15 protein-coding genes are annotated in these 17,464 nt (G+C 50.0%); 3 read left to right on the forward strand and 12 right to left on the reverse strand.

Going from position 1 to position 17,464, the window contains the following annotated elements:
* Positions 1–10: 10 nt before the first annotated feature.
* The 11 genes from JZI27_RS07185 to JZI27_RS07235 all read right to left on the reverse strand — a co-directional run bounded on the left by JZI27_RS07185 (position 11) and on the right by JZI27_RS07235 (position 12,207).
* On the reverse strand, positions 11–988 hold the full coding sequence (locus JZI27_RS07185; protein ID WP_280207150.1) for an ABC transporter permease: 978 nt from the start codon (positions 986–988) through the stop codon (positions 11–13).
* A gap of 14 nt (positions 989–1,002) precedes the next feature.
* On the reverse strand, positions 1,003–1,929 hold the full coding sequence (locus JZI27_RS07190; RefSeq protein ID WP_280207151.1) for an ABC transporter permease: 927 nt from the start codon (positions 1,927–1,929) through the stop codon (positions 1,003–1,005).
* A gap of 664 nt (positions 1,930–2,593) precedes the next feature.
* Positions 2,594–2,914, reverse strand: a complete 321-nt coding sequence (locus JZI27_RS07195) for a hypothetical protein (protein WP_280207152.1) — start codon at positions 2,912–2,914, stop codon at positions 2,594–2,596.
* A 138-nt stretch (positions 2,915–3,052) separates the two neighbouring features.
* Positions 3,053–4,015 (reverse strand): ATP-grasp domain-containing protein, encoded by a 963-nt coding sequence (locus tag JZI27_RS07200; RefSeq protein ID WP_280207153.1) that lies wholly within the window; start codon positions 4,013–4,015, stop codon positions 3,053–3,055.
* A 33-nt stretch (positions 4,016–4,048) separates the two neighbouring features.
* Positions 4,049–5,179 (reverse strand): M20 family metallopeptidase, encoded by a 1,131-nt coding sequence (locus JZI27_RS07205; RefSeq protein WP_280207154.1) that lies wholly within the window; start codon positions 5,177–5,179, stop codon positions 4,049–4,051.
* Positions 5,180–5,204: 25 nt separating this feature from the next.
* On the reverse strand, positions 5,205–6,212 hold the full coding sequence (locus JZI27_RS07210; RefSeq protein WP_280207155.1) for an ABC transporter ATP-binding protein: 1,008 nt from the start codon (positions 6,210–6,212) through the stop codon (positions 5,205–5,207).
* Positions 6,190–7,206 carry an ABC transporter ATP-binding protein gene (locus JZI27_RS07215; protein WP_280207156.1) on the reverse strand — a complete coding sequence of 339 codons (1,017 nt, stop codon included), beginning with the start codon at positions 7,204–7,206 and terminating at the stop codon, positions 6,190–6,192. The genes JZI27_RS07210 and JZI27_RS07215 overlap by 23 nt, the downstream gene beginning before the upstream one ends.
* Positions 7,207–7,222: 16 nt before the next feature.
* Positions 7,223–8,116 carry an ABC transporter permease gene (locus tag JZI27_RS07220; RefSeq protein ID WP_122907818.1) on the reverse strand — a complete coding sequence of 298 codons (894 nt, stop codon included), beginning with the start codon at positions 8,114–8,116 and terminating at the stop codon, positions 7,223–7,225.
* A 5-nt stretch (positions 8,117–8,121) separates the two neighbouring features.
* Positions 8,122–9,078: an ABC transporter permease gene (locus JZI27_RS07225; protein ID WP_280207157.1), complete on the reverse strand. Its 957-nt coding sequence runs from the start codon at positions 9,076–9,078 to the stop codon at positions 8,122–8,124.
* A 14-nt stretch (positions 9,079–9,092) separates the two neighbouring features.
* Positions 9,093–10,748 carry an ABC transporter substrate-binding protein gene (locus JZI27_RS07230; RefSeq protein ID WP_280207158.1) on the reverse strand — a complete coding sequence of 552 codons (1,656 nt, stop codon included), beginning with the start codon at positions 10,746–10,748 and terminating at the stop codon, positions 9,093–9,095.
* Between the two features lie 469 nt (positions 10,749–11,217).
* On the reverse strand, positions 11,218–12,207 hold the full coding sequence (locus JZI27_RS07235; protein WP_122907821.1) for a quinone oxidoreductase family protein: 990 nt from the start codon (positions 12,205–12,207) through the stop codon (positions 11,218–11,220).
* A 169-nt stretch (positions 12,208–12,376) separates the two neighbouring features.
* On the opposite strand from JZI27_RS07235, the gene JZI27_RS07240 reads away from it, so the two are divergent.
* The 3 genes from JZI27_RS07240 to JZI27_RS07250 all read left to right on the forward strand — a co-directional run bounded on the left by JZI27_RS07240 (position 12,377) and on the right by JZI27_RS07250 (position 15,925).
* Positions 12,377–13,639 carry a dicarboxylate/amino acid:cation symporter gene (locus JZI27_RS07240; RefSeq protein WP_280207159.1) on the forward strand — a complete coding sequence of 421 codons (1,263 nt, stop codon included), beginning with the start codon at positions 12,377–12,379 and terminating at the stop codon, positions 13,637–13,639.
* Positions 13,640–13,659: 20 nt separating this feature from the next.
* A complete protein-coding gene (gene dapF, locus JZI27_RS07245; RefSeq protein ID WP_280207160.1) occupies positions 13,660–14,514 on the forward strand; it encodes a diaminopimelate epimerase in 855 nt (284 codons plus the stop codon).
* A gap of 136 nt (positions 14,515–14,650) precedes the next feature.
* On the forward strand, positions 14,651–15,925 hold the full coding sequence (locus JZI27_RS07250; protein WP_280207161.1) for a helix-turn-helix domain-containing protein: 1,275 nt from the start codon (positions 14,651–14,653) through the stop codon (positions 15,923–15,925).
* A gap of 113 nt (positions 15,926–16,038) precedes the next feature.
* Here JZI27_RS07250 and JZI27_RS07255 read toward each other — a convergent pair whose 3' ends face one another.
* Complete coding sequence (locus JZI27_RS07255; RefSeq protein ID WP_280207162.1) at positions 16,039–17,394, reverse strand: M20/M25/M40 family metallo-hydrolase; 1,356 nt, start codon at positions 17,392–17,394, stop codon at positions 16,039–16,041.
* Positions 17,395–17,464 lie beyond the last annotated feature (70 nt).

Genomic DNA, 17,464 nt, shown 5'->3' on the forward strand with positions numbered 1-17,464 from the left:
TAACCCCCCTTTATTTCTTCAGACGTGGATCAAGCGCATCCCTTAACCCGTCACCAATAAAATTAAGTGAAAACATCGTGAGACTGATCGCAAGTGCAGGGAACAACATCTGATAAGGTTGGGTAAAGATGGTAGGGATCGCATCATTCACAAGCGTACCCCAACTCGCAATCGGAACCTGGATACCGATTCCGAGAAAGCTGAGGAAAGCTTCCGAGAAAATGGCAGATGGCACCAAGAACGTCACCGTTACAATAATCGGGCCAATGCTATTCGGAATCAGGTGCTTAAACAAGATCCGCAGATTGGATGAACCGATGGAACGAGCGGCCAGCGCATACTCCTGATGCTTCAGCGTAACCACTTGAGAACGAACAATCCTCGCCGTACCGATCCAGGACGTCAGGCACAAAGCGATTAGTATACTTTGTATGCTGTTGCCCAGGAACATCATCACCAAAATGATGTACAGCAAATCCGGAACCCCGATCATGATATCGACAATCCGCATCAGGATCATATCAACCCTTCCGCCAAAGTAGCCGGATAATCCACCGTAGATAACCCCAATGACCATGTTGATGGCGGCAGCAACGAAGCCGATCAGCAAGCTAATCCTTGCGCCGTACAACGTCCGTACGAAAATATCGCGCCCAAACTTGTCCGTACCGAACCAGTGCTCCGAGGATGGGGGTTGGTTTCCATTATTTAAATCTTGGCCATCATATGTATATTGCGAAAACATTGGACCGAATATTGCGAAAACAGCCATAATCAGAACGAAGCATAACCCGATCATCGCCAAGCGATCCTTGCGAAAGCGGCCCCAGGCATCCTGCCAGTACGATTTGCTTGGGCGGGAAATCTCTTCGTTGTCTTGCTTCGAGTCTTCTCCGACCTTCTCGAACAGTTCATCTGGAAGCTCGTTTATGTGTTTCCCTGGAAAACGATCCTCTTCCTTGTCATTCATATGAACCGAAATACTCATTTTCCTCACCCCCTCTACTCATCTATTTTGATGCGACGATCGATTACCGCATAGAGAATATCGACAATGATATTGCAAATCACGATAAAAGCACCGAAGAAAACCGTCATACCCAAAATAACCGAATAGTCACGATCGCTGATCGAGGACACGAAATCCCTGCCGATGCCTGGAATGGAGAAGATTCTCTCAATGACGAAGCTGCCTGTCAACAGAATCGCAACCAGCGGACCCAAATATGTAACGATAGGAATAATTGCATTTTTCAAAGCATGCTTGCAGATGACTTGCAGCTCGTGTACGCCTTTTGCACGTGCCGTACGGATGTAGTCGTAACGCATAACTTCCAGCATGCTGGATCTCATCAACCTGGCGATGTAAGCGATCGGACTAAAAGCAAGGCATGTCACGGGTAGAATATAATGCTGCCACGAAGTCAACCCGAATGTAGGCAATATCTTCAATACGACTGCAAAAAGGAACAGCAAGAGTACGGATAGAACAAAGTTGGGAATCGAAATGCCTACGGTCGCAATGATCATGGATAGCCAATCAGCCCACTTTCCCCTTTTGATCGCAGAGGTAATCCCCAGTGGAATACCGACTAAAAGAGCGACGATGATCGCGATCAGACCAACCTTGGCAGATACCGGAAACCCTTGTTCGATCAACTCATTGACCGTTACACTGGTTTGCTTGAACGAGATTCCGAAATCTCCCTGAGCAAGGTTTTTGAGATAATTTACATACTGAACGGGCACCGGATCATTCAATCCGTATTTTTCCTGAACTTTTTCCATAACAGCCTTCGGTACCTTGCGCTCCTCAGCAGGGCTAAACGGTCCCCCTGGAATGGCATGCATCAAGAAAAAGGTTACCGTAGTCAGAACAAACATAGTAATGAGACCAGCAATGATCCTTTTGATGATATATCGACCCATTTCCACACTCCTCTCCTTCTGGACAGTAAAGCACTACTGCAATATTGTGTAAGACTTTTAAAAATTTTCTATCAAATCGAAATTATAGATCAATTATAGCTTATGAGTCATATAAATCGTCAAGTAGTAGTAAACATTTGAAGATAATTGCATATATTTGTTTAATCTAACTTTCTATAAAAAATTTTTATAATGGATATTATTTTAGTGAATATTAAAAACCCATCCTGCTTTCACATCCAGGATGGGAGCCTTTGTATCATAAAATTGGTGTTGCACATAACTCGTATCAAACCAGCGAAATTCCTACAAAAACGCCGGACAAGCGATACTCTGGTGGAGGCAGTTCATAGGCATCCATTGAACCATAGGAACATTCCCCAAAGCTGAATACCGAGGATCCCATTGAACAAGAACAGCACGAGCGGTGAATCTCTTCGCATCGGTTCTCCCATCCTATCACTGCGATTCGGTCCCTCCCGTTACACCTCAAACATGTGGACGAATCAACGAGGCGAATGTTACCCCATATGTCTCTTCAACTGGTTTTTCAAGGTAATTCGCCTTCTCCTCATCCATTTTGTATTCGGGTTTGTAGCGATTGAATGGCAGCCGTTATTTGCAAGATTTCAGCAAGATACTCTCAAAATAAAGCCGTCTCCTCTTATGTAATTTTGAAAGTATAGCGCAAACAGGAAAAGGCAGGCAAGGCACCCAGATTCCCGATCGCAAAGCTGACGCCAAACATCAGAGTAATGCCCATAATCCCCGCAATCGTAATCAAACTCGCACCGTGTAGGGAAAATGAAGGGATCCCATAGATTCGTAGCATGACGCCTGCTCCCAGCACTTGTATGAGTGAAACACCCATAATCATCGCAAACAGTCCCTGTTCCTTACCGATTAATGCATTCAGCGAGCTTTGCACCGCTCCTATCAACCCCGCCGAAAAAGCTAGAATCATGCTGATTACATAACTGCTCACAAAGAGATCTCCTTTTCGTTGACCGATGGTATACGAACGAATTTCAAAATAGAGATCAACGTAAAGCGTGAAAGCGACCGCCTGCCTGATCAGAACCAGGAGACGATCGCTTTCATAGCTGAATGCAGAAAAACGGTTTTACTTGGTAGAGATGATGGACTCGCCTTCCACTTTCTCTAGTTCCTTGCCTAAAAACTTGGCCAGTTCCAGCATGGCATACGTGCCTGCCGCTGCTTCTGCATCCGAGTTGTAATTGGTGTTGGTGTTGATGTCATAGGTGAAGATCTCACCAGCCTGATTGCGGATGAACTCGATCCCGGCGATCTGGATCTTGTTGGCGGCCAGAACCTCCTCGTACTTTTGAATGATCGGATCTTGGAAGTTCTCGATGACCTGGAACTTCGGCTTTTGTGGCTCTTCCTCTCCTGCCGGGCAGAACAGGTCCCCAATCTGGCATGCGTCTGCCGGGCACAGCTCAAAACCTTCCGAGGTATCGACGCGTACAGCGTAAAGAAACTTGCCGCCGATAAATTCGCATCGTGTGATGAATGGCTCAGGTGCCTGAATGTACTCCTGGATCAACGTGATCCCGTCAACCGAATCTTCGAATTCCGGACCAAACACGTAATCCTTCAAGCCCTCCAACGAGTAGAACAGTCGAACTCCCAGCCCTTTTCCCGCACGGTTATGCTTGGTGATAAACGGCTTGCCCAGGAATTGTTCAGCTGCCTTGACGATCTGCTCTTTTCCTACTGCAGCAATGGTTTTCGGCGTTTGAACGCCATGCTGATTGAGAGTGGCGTACTGGTATACCTTGTTTACCTCCAGCTGGATGGCACGACTGCCATTGAACACCTTGCGTCCATGGTGCTCCAGCCAGGACAGGACAACGCCTGTCAGTTCAGGGGCGTAGCGGTGGCCGCGCGTGTGGGAGGATGCACTCATGCGATTGTAAAAGACGCCCTCTGGAGGAGCGGAGGCGAGGTCGACCAACCCTTGATCCAAAAACCATTCCTCATAGGGCAGTCCCAGCTCTTCCAATCGGCGTGTCAAATGAACGGTCCATTCGCTGTTTTCGTGGATGATATGTATCTTTTTCATGGCATGACGCCCCTTTCCAGCTCTATTAGTATCTTACGAAAGCTTCTGGATGACTTTGGCGATGAGCAAAGTCCTCTCTACCAGGGAATCGATTTCCAGGTATTCTTCTGCGCTGTGTGCTTGTGCACCAACCGGTCCCAGACCATCGATGGTCGCGACGCCTACCGCAGCGGTCAGGTTGCCGTCAGAGCCACCACCGCTCTTGATGTCTGTGATCTCGACGCCCAGTTCACGCCCTGCCTCCTGTACAACAGCGAGGAGCTCACGTGATGCGTCACTCAGGATGAGGGGCGGTCTGCGCATCTTACCCGTCAGCTCGATGCTCGTACCCTCTACATCGGGAGTCGCACAAATCTCGCGGATTTTCTGATCCATTTCTTCGGCCTGTTCCGGGGTTTCCACGCGCACATCCAAGGCTCCATAGGCGTGAGGGGAGATGGTATTGACGGAAGTCCCCCCGCGGATGATACCGACATTGAGGGTCACTCCTGCCTCCAGATCGGTCAAAGCATGCAGCTTCACAATCTTATGTGCCAGCTCCTCGATTGCACTTCGTCCTTTTTCCGGTTCACCGCCCGCGTGTGCTGCAATTCCGCTGACTTTGAGAAAGTACTTTCCGCCGCCCTTTCGCTGGGAGACGACCGTTTCTCCGGATTGGGATGGCTCCACGATCAAGGCGTACTTTGTTTCTTTTGCAACTGCTTCGATCAAGGGACGAGATTCCGGAGAACCGATCTCTTCATCCGTGTTCAACAAAATGACGACATTTTTATAGGCTTCTGCGTTTTCTTGAATCAATGCCTTCAATGCGTAGAGCAAGGCCACCTGGCTGCCCTTCATATCGTGGACTCCCGGCCCGTAGGCACGCTTTTCATCTCTAGTAAAAGGGCGTTCACTCACGGTTCCTTCTACAAATACCGTGTCCATATGCGCAATTGCAAGAATCTGCGGATCACTTGCATCCTTGTGGCGAAAGGTTAGATTGTTGCCGCGCTCGGGCTGTTCGTCTACCTTCACCACGTAACCTAGGGTTTCGTATTCTTTTTGCAGCACTCTGCCTACTTCGTCGATCCCGCTCTTCACGTATGTTCCGCTGTCGATATTCACCAGCTTCTCCAGCAAGTGAAGCATCTCCTCTTGTTTGGACTGCAAGTAATCTTTCATTCTGCTCGCTCCTCTCAACCTGCCTCTAGTGATTTTCGTGAGTCTCATCGTACAAATGACACTGCACGTAATGATGGATAGAGATTTCTTTGTTTTGCGGAATCTCCGTCCTGCATCGTTCCATCGCAAATGGACATCGGGTATGAAAGATACAGCCCGACGGAGGATTCAGTGGAGACGGGACATCCCCTTGCAGCAAAATCCGTTCGCGTTTGATCTTGGGATTGGGGATGGGCACCGCTGACAACAGAGACTTCGTATAAGGATGGAGCGGTTGAGAGAACAATTGCTCCGTCGGTGCCTGCTCGACCAGCTGACCCAAATACATCACCCCTACCCGGTCTGCAATGTGCCGAACAACACTGAGATCATGGGCCACGAACAGATAGGAAAGCCCCAGCTCGGCCTGAATCTCCTGCAGGAGGTTGATCACTTGAGATTGGATGGACACATCCAGGGCTGATACCGGCTCATCGCAGACAATCAGCTTAGGGTTGAGAGCCAAGGCCCGAGCAAGGCCGACACGCTGACGCTGCCCGCCGGAAAGCTCATGGGGATAGCGATAATAATACTCTTTGCTGAAGCCCACTTTGTGCAGGAGTTCAAACACCCTTTGTGTGCGCTCCTCCTTTGTTCCGAGTCGATGGATGATCATCGGCTCCTCGATCGCATAGCCGATCCGCTTTTTCGGATCGAGGGAGGAATGGGGGTCTTGAAACACCATCTGCATTTCCTGGCGAACGGTACGAAGCTCGCTTCCTTGTAGCTCCAACAAATTTTTACCTCTGTAGAGGATCTCCCCCTCAGTTGGCTCGATCAAGCGCAGGATGCTTCGGCCTGTCGTGCTTTTTCCGCATCCGGATTCTCCTACCAGTCCAAAGGTTTCTCCTTCATAGAGATCAAATGAAATGGAGTTGATCGCCTTCACATGGTTGATGGTACGTCCGAGCGTGCTTTTTAAGGGGAACCACTTTTTTAATCCCCTCACACGCAGGAGCAGTTTTTTCTCTTCAGTCCAGATGGTGGCGTTCATGTTCCTCCCCCTGTGTCTTAAATTTAGCAGCATGCCAGCATCTGATCTTTTGCTTTGGCGATATCGCATGAAGCTGCGGCGGTTCCTGGCTGCATTGGCTATCCGCATACTCACATCTCGGGGCAAAACGACACCCCTGTGGAATCTGATGCAGCGATGGAACCATTCCTTTGATGACGTGCAGCTTCTGCTTGCGATCTCCGTCGATGGTAGGCACAGCTTTCATCAGACCCTGGGTGTAGGGGTGAAGCGGATTTTCAAATAGCGTCTCGACATCTGCTTCCTCGATGACCTGCCCCAGATACATGACCACGACACGCGTACACACCTCTGCCACTACACCCAAATCATGCGTGATCAGGATGATGCCCATCTGCGATTCTTGCTTCAGTTCTTGCATCAGTTCGAGGATTTGCGCCTGGATCGTCACATCCAATGCAGTCGTTGGCTCATCTGCGATCAACAGATTCGGCTGACAGGCGAGAGCCATGGCAATCATGACGCGCTGCCGCATACCTCCGGAAAGCTCATGCGGATATTCGTGTACTCTTTGCTCGGGTGCGGGGATGCCCGTACGGCGGAGCAGCTCTACTGTCCGCGAGAAGGCATCCTGCTTTGAGCACTTTTGATGTTGCGTGATCGCTTCCGCTATTTGATCTCCGATGGTAAATACCGGATTGAGTGATGTCATCGGGTCCTGAAAGATCATGGAGATCTCGTTACCCCGAATTTGCTGCATCTGATCGATTGAAAGCGCAAGAAGGTTGGTTCCCTGGTAGCGGATTTCCCCCAGGTAGTTCGTCTTTTTCTCGTCCAGCAGACGCAGTATCGATTCGGCGGTAACACTTTTTCCGCAACCGGATTCCCCTACGACCCCGACTGTCTCTCCCGCATCGACATGGAAGGAGACGCCATCAACCGCTGTAACCACACCGCGTTCCGTAGAAAAGGAAGTCTTCAATTCCTTGATCTCCAGCAGATGCTTATATGCCATGCTTCCTCCCCCTTCTCTACTTTTTCGTCTGGCTGTTGCGGGGATCGAGCAGATCGCGCAATCCATCACCAAACAAATTCAGCCCAAGCACCATCGCCATGATGAAGACTCCCGGAAATACCGTCATCCACCACGCGTTAAAGATCACGGATTTGCCGTCCAGAAGAATGTTTCCCAAGCTGGGATCAGGTGCCGGAATCCCTGCTCCAAGAAAACTGAGTGCCGCTTCTGTCAATATCGATGCGGCAAAGATATAACTCGTCTGGATAATCAAAGGTGACGTCGAGTTCGGGGCCATGTGCACCCAGATGATCCTCCACGCACTCGCTCCTTGGGAACGCAAGGCTTCGATGTATATTTGCTCCCGAACGACCAAGGCGACAGAGCGAACAACCCGGGCCACGGATGGCGTGTAGACGATGACCAGTGCCAGGATTACATTGCTTTTCATCGGCCCCATCGCTGCGACGATCGCAATCGCCAATAATATAGAAGGAAAAGCGAATAAACCATCGCAAATTCGCATGAGAACATGGTCCAAAATCGCGTAGTAGGCACAGAGCAACCCAATGACCAAGCCAAGGAAGGAAGCGACCAGCGCGACAGAAAAGCCGACTGAGATGGATACCTGCGCTCCATACAGAACACGGCTGAATAAATCCCTGCCGAAGTTATCGGTTCCAAACCAATGCTCAGAACTCGGTGCCTGCAATCTGTTTTTCGGATCGACCTCCAATGGCCCATAGGTCGTCAAAAAGGGAGCAATCCATACGAGCAGAATGATGACAAGCAAAATCGCGGAGCCCGTAACTGCAAATCTGTTGCCCCAAAAACGGCGGATATTGCGCTGCCGATGCTCTCTTTTGATCTCCAGCATCGAAAAAACGTCCCGTTCCGTAATCACTTTCATGCGAACTACCTCTCTTTACGATTCAGACGAACCCTGGGGTCAACAATCCCGTAAAGCAAGTCGATGATTAAATTGAGCAAGACATACGTGACCGTGATCAACAGTACCGTGCCCTGAATGACAGCATAATCCCTTCTCTCCACAGAGCTGATGATCAATTGACCGATACCCGGAATATTGAACACCGTTTCCACGACAGCAGCACCCGTGACCAGTCCGCCAAACGTCTCGCCGATCACCGTCAAAATCGGAATACATGCATTGCGGAGAGCATGCTTATAGATGACCATTCTCTCTTTCAAGCCTTTGGCTCTCGCCGTTTTGATGTAATTGTCTGCTATAATGTCCAGCATCGAGGAACGGGTCATCCGCGCAATCAAGGCCGCTTGCATGAAGCCTAGTGCAAGTGCCGGCAGGATGAGATAGCGCAGGTGGTTCCACAAGCCAGAGCTGAGCGGCTTGTACCCTGCTACCGGGAGCCATTTCAGCTGGACGGCAAAGAGTAGAATGAGGAACAAGCCGAGCAGAAAGCTGGGCACCGAGATTCCAAACAAGGATACGCCCATAACGGCCTGATCGATCATGGTCCCTCTGCGCCGTGCAGCCATAATCCCGATCGGTATAGCAATCAGGATCGCGATAATCTGCGCCAAGATCGCAACAGAAACGGTCGGACCCAGATGTTCCCAAAAAGCCTGGGTGACGGGTACATCCGAAAAATAGGATTTGCCCAAATCACCCTGCAAGACATTGGCCAGCCAATGGAAGAACTGAACGGCAAGCGGGAGATCGAGGCCGAGCTGTGAACGCAGCTCGGCTATCTCCTTTTCTCCTGCCTCATCCCCCAGCATGACCGCCGCCGGATCGCCTGGAGTGAGATGTACAATCATAAAAACCACGACGGCTACTACTGCCAGAATGGGTAGCATGGATAGAAGACGCTTCAGGATGTATCCACTCAAACCAAGCTACCTCCCTACTTTTTCGTTGTACTTACATTCCACAGGATGGGTCCGATGACGTCCTGCAGTCCTTGCACATGATTGGCCACAGCAGCCATGTTCACGCGATTCCCCAGCTTGATGATCGGCAGTTCTTGCCACACCAACGCTTGCAGCTGATCCACCAGGGGCTTGGCTTCCGCGATGGACGGTGCGCTCTGAATCTCATCCAAGAGCTTGTCGATCTCCGGGCTGTTCGTCCAGCCTGGATAGCCGCCGCGAGAATCCAGGAATGGCAGCTGATGCAAGGTCGGACGAACCGCAAAGCCTACAACGAAGAAATCCCATACCTTCTCATCCTTGCGTCGTTCTTGCATCGTCGGCCAGTCGTACACATCCAGCTTGGCATTCAACCCGATGGCTTGGAGCTGCTGCTGAGCCACGACCGCAGCATTGTAATAATCGGGGTAGTCGCGTGTCACCAGAATCGTCACTTCTTCCCCTTTGTAGCCGGATTCAGCCAGAAGCTGCTTTGCTTTGTCCAGATTGTGCTGATTGTATTCTTCTTTCCCTGCCTGGCTGTGCCAGTCGGACTGATTCGGTAGGGCCAATCCGGAATCGAGGGTGTAATAGCGTGAATCCCGATAAGCCGAGATCAGGATTTCCTCGATGTCCAATGCTGCATTGACCGCTTGGCGTGCTTTCACATTGCTGAAGAGGCCAGATTTCTTGTTAAACACAAAGGTCGTCATGCCGCCCTCACTGACAAAGCTGCTTACATCTGGTGAGTTTTCGATTTGCTCAGCGTTGTCAAACGGGATACTGAAGGCGATGTCGTATTCCCCTGTTGTGATTCCCGCCACCCGCGTCGACTCGTCCGTGACATAGTGGAAGTACAAATCATCCACCAGCGCTTCCTTCTTGCCGCCCAACCCGTCACTTGCTTCAGTACGAGACGCATAGTCCGGATATTTTTTCAGATGCACGTATTGGTCCTGCTTCCATTCCTCCAGTTGGAAAGGACCTGTACCGATAAAGGTTTTTACGGCCTCTACGCCGCTTTCCTCGATGATTTCCTTTGGCATGATCGCAGGAAACGGAGCAGTATCCGCTAAAATATGTAAGGTCAACAGTGAAGGCTTTTGCAGGGTCAAAACCACCGTGCTTGGATCTTTGGCTGTGAATGCAGCCCCAGACAGATTGGCTTTTCCTTGTGTCGAAACCTTCAGCCATTTATTCATGGACGCAACCACGTCGTCAGCTGTCATTTCCTTGCCGTTATGGAATTTGACGCCCTTTCGCAGAGGGAAGGTGATCGACAGTCCATCCTGGCTCACCTCATAGGATTCCGCGAGCATCGGTACCACTTCGTATTTGCTGTTCAAGGTCACCAGTGGCTCAAAAATCTGCCGGGCGATGTCTTTGGTCGAGGCATTAGTTGTCGTGTGCGGGTCAAGCGTTGCTGCCTTGGCCGGATAGGCGATGTTGATAACTCCCCCAGTGGCTGGGCTCTCCGCTTGGGTGGAATTGCCTTGAGCTGGTGTCGAACCGGAGCCGGCATTCCCCTCGCTAGTATGACCACCTGTCGTCTGGCCGCCGCATGCTGTCAATGCAAAGACACTTGCCAGAAGTATGGGCAACAGCTTCTTTTTCAAAGGTGAATCAGTGAATAAGCTTCTTCTTTTCTCCATGATGGCTCCCCCTTTTGTGACTCTCGTCTGCGTCTGATAGGTTCGAGAGGTACCTCTCGTTGTCTCAAATCTCTTCCGCTAGCTGCAACCTTTTGCAGGACGTAAACCCCGATTGGTTTGCTTGGAATTGTTATACAATAAAATAATCCTCAAATTCTCATCTGTCAAGTCGGAATTACACATTCGTCTTTTTTTCATGTAAAACGGGACACGAAAAAACCCTCGAATCCATCTTCGAGGGTTAGGATTTTGGCTATTCGCCAATGGCTCTTTACATGTCTCGCATAACCGGCGGCACTTCCTTGTAGCCCTTTGACTTGATAGCTCCCAGGATCACCCCTGCCAAAAGCCAGCTTCCACCTACGACGTAGGTCATGGTGTCAAAGCCTGACCAGACAAAGATGTAAATGTCCGCGGCCTGCTAGTGTTGTTCACTGCTCTCTCTCCCGTAGCTGCTTCATTTTAGACCCTATTCGCTCAACGCTTCATCTACAACCAGCAAGACTTTCCCCGTACTTTTACGACTTTCCACCCATTCATGTGCTCTGGCAGCCTCACTCAGCGAGAAAGTACCCCCGATTTTGATTTGCAATCGCCCCTGAGAAAGGAAAGGGATAACTTGTTCGGCAGTACGGCGCAGTTGTTCCGGGCGCTTTTGCCGAGTGGTGCCAAAGCTGAATCCGAGAACAGAACGGCAGCTCGCATGCAAATCCACCGTCTGGAAGCTTCCGATCTCTCCACTGGCATTTCCGAAATGGACGAGCCGTCCGTATGGAGCCAGGCACGTCATGCTTTTTTCAGAAACGCGCCCGGAGATCGAATCCAGAATGATATTGGCTCCCTCCCCTTGTGTCCATTCATTGACCTTCTCGGCAAAATCCTCCTGTTCATGACAAATCACGTGATCCGCGCCAGCCTCAAGTACGATCCCCGACTTGCTCTCACTACCCACGGTTCCAATCACTTTTCCTGCTCCCAAAAGCTTTGCCAGCTGGATCGCGGTCGTTCCGATTCCCCCTGCTGCTGCATGGATCAGTACGGTTTCTCCCGATTCTATTCTTGCTACCTCGGCAAGCAGCTTGTACGCGGTAAAAGAGACGATCGGACTCGCTGCTGCCGCCCTGAAATCCAAGCTGTCCGGGATGGCAAAAGTCAGCGCTTCATCCGCTACGACATACTCCGCATAGGAACCCTGGCTTGGGAAAGCGATGACTCTTTGCCCTATTTGAAAATGTTCCACTTCCGTACCCACACGCTCGATCACTCCGGCGACATCCAATCCCGGAATAAAAGGAAGCTTTCCCCCTTTTTTCCCATACCGGGATTTGATATCAGCAAAATTCACACTGGTCGCGACGGTTCGGATCAAAATCTGCTTCGGCATCATTTCCGGCATCTCGACGTCTGTATAGATCATGTTTTCGGGTCCACCGTACCCCGTAACAAGAATAGCTTTCATCTGTATCTCCCCCTACTCGCATGATTCAAGGTATAGTGCTTGGCCCTTGAATACTTCGTAGACTTCGTCCTTCATATCGTAACATCATTTGGAATTTTTCTGCTGAATATGTTATATTTTCAGAAGATTTAAAATTAAATCTTCCAATCGAAAGGGAGACTGATCTTTCATGGTTCATGCATCAAAAAACAGCGTCTGGCAGTCGTACCGTTATCCCATCATGCTCCTGATCTGCATTGCGATCGGGGCTATCGTCGGCACGATTATGGGGAAAGATGCCGAGGCATTGAAACCATTCGGGGACATCTTCATCAATATGATGTTTACGGTTGTCGTCCCCCTTGTCTTCGTGAATATCAGCAGCGCAGTCGCCAATATCGTCGACTTGAAGCGCTTGGGTAAAATCCTGGGGATCATGCTTGCTGTCTTTATTATCACCGGGATCATTTCCGCCACATTGATGCTCGTCGGTGTCTCCATCTTTCCTCCAGCCGAAGGAATCAACCTGGAATTAAAGGCCCCAGAGGAAATCAATCAGTTGAACACAGCAGACCAGTTTGTTCAGGCATTTACCGTTTCGAATTTCAGTGATCTTCTATCCCGAAAAAATATGCTCGCACTTATTGTCTTCTCCATTTTATTTGGGTTATCGGTCAGCCTGGCCGGAGAGAAAGGGCGAAAGGTTGCAGATGGACTAACCGCTTTGTCAGACGTTATGATCAAGATGATCAAAATCCTGATGTATTACGCGCCTATCGGTTTGGGAGCTTACTTTGCCAACCTGGTTGGGGTATTCGGTCCAGACCTGCTTGGATCCTACGCCAGAGCGATGGCCATCTACTATCCGATTTCCTTTCTCTATTTCTTCCTTGCATTCACGATTTACGCGTATTTGGCAGTGGGAAAACAAGGGCCTCGCATCTTTTGGAAAAATGCCATCTCCCCAGCTGTCACTTCCTTTGCGACTGGCAGCAGCGTGGCCACTATCCCAGTCAACTTGTCTGCAACAGAGAAAATCGGTGTACCCAAAGACATTCGCGAGATCGTCATCCCGCTGGGCGCGACTGCTCATATGGACGGGTCCTGTCTGAGTGCAATCTTGAAAATTTCATTCATCTTCGGCCTTTTCAACATGCCTTTTCATGGAATAGATACCTATTTAACCGCGATCATGATCGCTGTGCTGAGCGGTGTGGTGATGTCTGGCGTTCCAGGTGGTGGATTTATCGGGGAAATGCTGATTGTCACCATGTACGGCTTTCCGCCAGAAGCCTTGCCGATCATTGCGATGCTGGGCACGCTCGTCGACCCTCCTGCCACGATGGTAAACGCTACGGGAGACACAGTCGCAAGTATGCTGGTAGCGAGAATCGTCGACGGCAAGGAATGGATGAAAAAGAAAGTGATGGGCAGTCACAGCGAAACTGCTTAATGTAGAAGGAGTGCACGGACATGACGGCAAAAACGATTCCTTTTTCAAAAATGAATGGCTGTGGCAATGACTTCATCGTCATCGACAACCGCGAGCAAATCATGGATGGCTTCGAGCTTTCCACCTTTGTCAAAAACATCTGTTCACGGGGCACCTCATTGGGCGCTGACGGATTTATGATGCTCGAAAGCTCAGATCTCGCGGACTTCAAGATGCGCTATTTCAATGCAGACGGCAGCGAAGGAGAAATGTGCGGCAACGGTGCGAGATGCCTGTCCCGCTTTGCTTACCTTGCCGGAGCGGTCAAGGACACGATGACGTTTGAGACGCTGGCCGGGGTGTATCAAGCAGAAATTTTTGACAACAAGCAGACGGTGAAAGTAAAGTTTCCAGACGTCTTATTAGACGAATTAAAGCTTCACCAGCCCTATCCGCCCGGCGGTCCAGCGACGAACTACCACTACGGGTTTGTCGGGGTTCCACATACAGTCTGGTTTGTCGAAGAGCTAGCCAAGATCGACGATCAGCAGATTATACAGTGGGGAAAACAGGTTCGCTATAACGAGCAGCTTTTCCCTCAAGGAACCAACGTGAATTTCATCGAAGTAATCGGCCGACAAACCCTTCAGATTCGCACGTATGAGCGCGGTGTAGAGGCGGAAACGTACGCATGCGGCTCAGGATCGACAGCCGCAGCCATTATCGCTGGAATCATGGAAGTGGTCGATCCCGATTTGCCCGTGTACCTGCAAACACGAGGAGGTTTGCTTACGATTTCCTATGAATTGGCAGGCGGTGTTTCCCGCGACATCTTTATGGAGGGAAATGCCAAGCTCGTAGCGACCGGCGAGCTGCTGCCGGATTCCTGGATGTAACATGTCAGGCAAGCTGACAAGCATCAGCTACACAAACAAGCCTCCCTTTCAAGCAATCGCGGAAAAGGAGGCTTTTCCTTTTATGTTAAACGAGATACGATTACAGGCAACAGTTTCCCATTAGGAGGCCTTCTCTTTGGATAGACTTGCGATCATCGGTCCCATAGATTCAGTTGCATACATAGCAGGAGTTTGCGAGCAACAAAATGTATTCGAGCCCGTCCCGCTTCCCTACTCGCGCATAGAAGAGTGCAGAGAACTTATTTTGAACAATCGGCACCGCATCGATTTTTGGTTGTTTTCCGGCCCTGTCCCCTACTCTTATTGCGTCGAACAAGAATGGGTGACAGCTAAGAATGCGGCCTATCCGCCTTTGAACGGACGCGGCCTGACTAATGTATTATTTCGTGTCTTTCGAGAACGCACTCCGATTGCCGGAATCAGCTTTGATACATTTTTGCAAAATGAAATCGATGAAACCATGAACGAACTGCATCTTACAGATATTCCGATCACAACCTACGGATACGTCGGCTATCTCGATGCCAGTCAGATTCTTGCGCATCATCGCACGATCTGGGACGCAGGAAAGGCAGACATCATCGTCACCTGTATCCACAGTGTCTATGAAGAACTGCGGGCACAAGGACTTCCCGTCTATCGCGTAAGCCCTCCCATCTCCGTCTTGCGCCAAACCTTGCAAATAATTGAGCAGCGACTCAAATCCGAAAGATATCAGCTCTCCTCCGTCGTCATCATGGCCATCGAGGTCACCTACCCTGTGGAGAGTGAACAGGGCTTTTCCAACGAATCGGAGAAGTTGCGCTTGCAGCTCTACTACGATTTGCTCGATCTGGCTGAAAAGGCAAACGGCGCTCTATACCCCAGTACACCAAACCTTTTTCTCCTGTATACGACGAGTGGCGAGCTTGCCAACTTGAATCAAAAGCTGAGCCTTTATGAGTTTTTGCAAAATATCAAAGTAATGCTATCTGTCGAAGCCAAAATAGGAATCGGCTATGGACTGAATGTCCATCTCGCCAGAAAAAACGGACAAGCCGCCCTCGAACACGCCAGGTACTCTCCTGTATCCGGCATTTTTGAAGTTAGAGAAGACGGCAGCCTGCATGGTCCCTTAGAGCCGAAGAAACACGGCAATGACCATTGGGAGAGCATGATCAAGGAATTCTCTCTCAGCCCGATGCTCCTTGCACGCATGGAAGCATTCACCAAGCAATACGGTGTCAGAGAAGTGACACCTCAGGAATTAGCCCGCTTTCTGAAAATGACAGAGCGAAATGCACGCCGGATTTTGCAGGAAATGGAACATTCCGGTCTTGCCAGCCACGTTCGGATCGAGCAACCAAACGGTCGAGGTCGACCGAGAAAGGTTTACAAGCTGTTCCATTGATCCTCCTGCTCTCTATCCACATCAAATACCCCCGCTGCACATGAGACAGCGGGGGTATTCCGTGCTCCACCAAACGAAAATGGCAGACCATCAATGCAACGCAACTCCAATCGTCAATCGAGATCCCGTTTGGCGAAATCCTCCATGATGGCTGCGATATGCTTGATTCCTTGGATGTAATCCTCGACAAATATATTCTCGTTCGGTGCGTGATTATTAGACTGAAAATTACCCACCCCAACGGAGACAGCAGGAACACCGATGCTTTGGCATAGCACGTACATGGGTCCTGTGCCCGGCGACATGGGCATAAGAGTAGGCTCCATTCCGTATACCTCGATGCACGTATCCCGTACACTTGCTGTCAGGGGATTGACGATCTCGGTACGAGCCGGATAATCGAGCGAGTAAGCTTCTATCTCGATATCGGAGAAGCCATGCTTGTCCAGATGCTCCCGTAGCAAGCGCAAAATTTCATGCGGGTCCTGATTCGGAACGAGGCGAAAATCAATTTTGGCACGCGCGACAGATGGAAGCACCGTTTTCGTGCCTTCTCCCGTATAGCCGGATTCGATTCCACAAATCGTACACGTCGGTTGAAAGACCAGCTTTTCCTTTAAGGGAAGTCCGGACAAATCAAGCAGGAAGGATTCCAAGCCCAGGTTCTTGAGCATGCTCTCCTCGCTGTAGATCATCTGGTCCAGCGCTTCATAATCCTCCGGCGAGAGAGTGGCTACCCGGTCATAAAATCCTTCAATCTGAATCCTTTCATCGGGGGTTTTCAAGGTGGACAAAGCCCAGTTCAGTCGCCATGCAGCATTTTCGATAATGGCGGCATTCGCGGAATGTAGATCTGTGTTGGCGCCCCGACAAGTCAATTCCACATAGCACATTCCTTTTACGCCCAAACTCACTTGTGGACGTCCATCGGCATTCTTGTACCCAAACTCCCAGATGCAGCCGTCCGCGTGGAGCAGCTCTTTATGCTGGTGAACGAATTCTTCCAGACTGGTACTTCCAATCTCCTCTTCTCCCTCGACGATGAACTTGACCTGAAGGGGCAATTCACCGCGAACCTGCTGATAGGCGTGTACGGCAGCCAATCGCGCCATCAGATTTCCTTTATTGTCCGCTACCCCTCGCGCATAGACGCGACCGTCTCGGATCTCCGCCGCAAATGGCGGGGAGTCCCACAGCTCAATAGGGTCTTCTGGTTGAACGTCATAGTGATTATAAAAGGAAAGGATTTTGGATTTATCCGGATTAAATAATCCATACACGACAGGATAGCCCGAAGTGGACACCTGCAATGTCTCGGCACCCAATTCCTTCAGAATCTTCTCCACCATTTCGGCTGTTTCCTTCATGCCCCGATTTTGTGCTGCCACGCTTGGCAGCCGACAGATTTCCTGCAGCCAGGTGAGGTACATTTCTCTATTGTTTTCAATAAAAGCAAAGACATCCTCCATCGCGATCCCTCCCATTAAGGAAACATTCCTAAATAACCAGATATTTACTCATTATTGAGAATAATATGTC

Origin of the sequence: Brevibacillus sp. AY1 (assembly GCF_029870785.1) — a bacterium.
Taxonomy (GTDB): Bacteria; Bacillota; Bacilli; order Brevibacillales; family Brevibacillaceae; genus Brevibacillus; species Brevibacillus invocatus.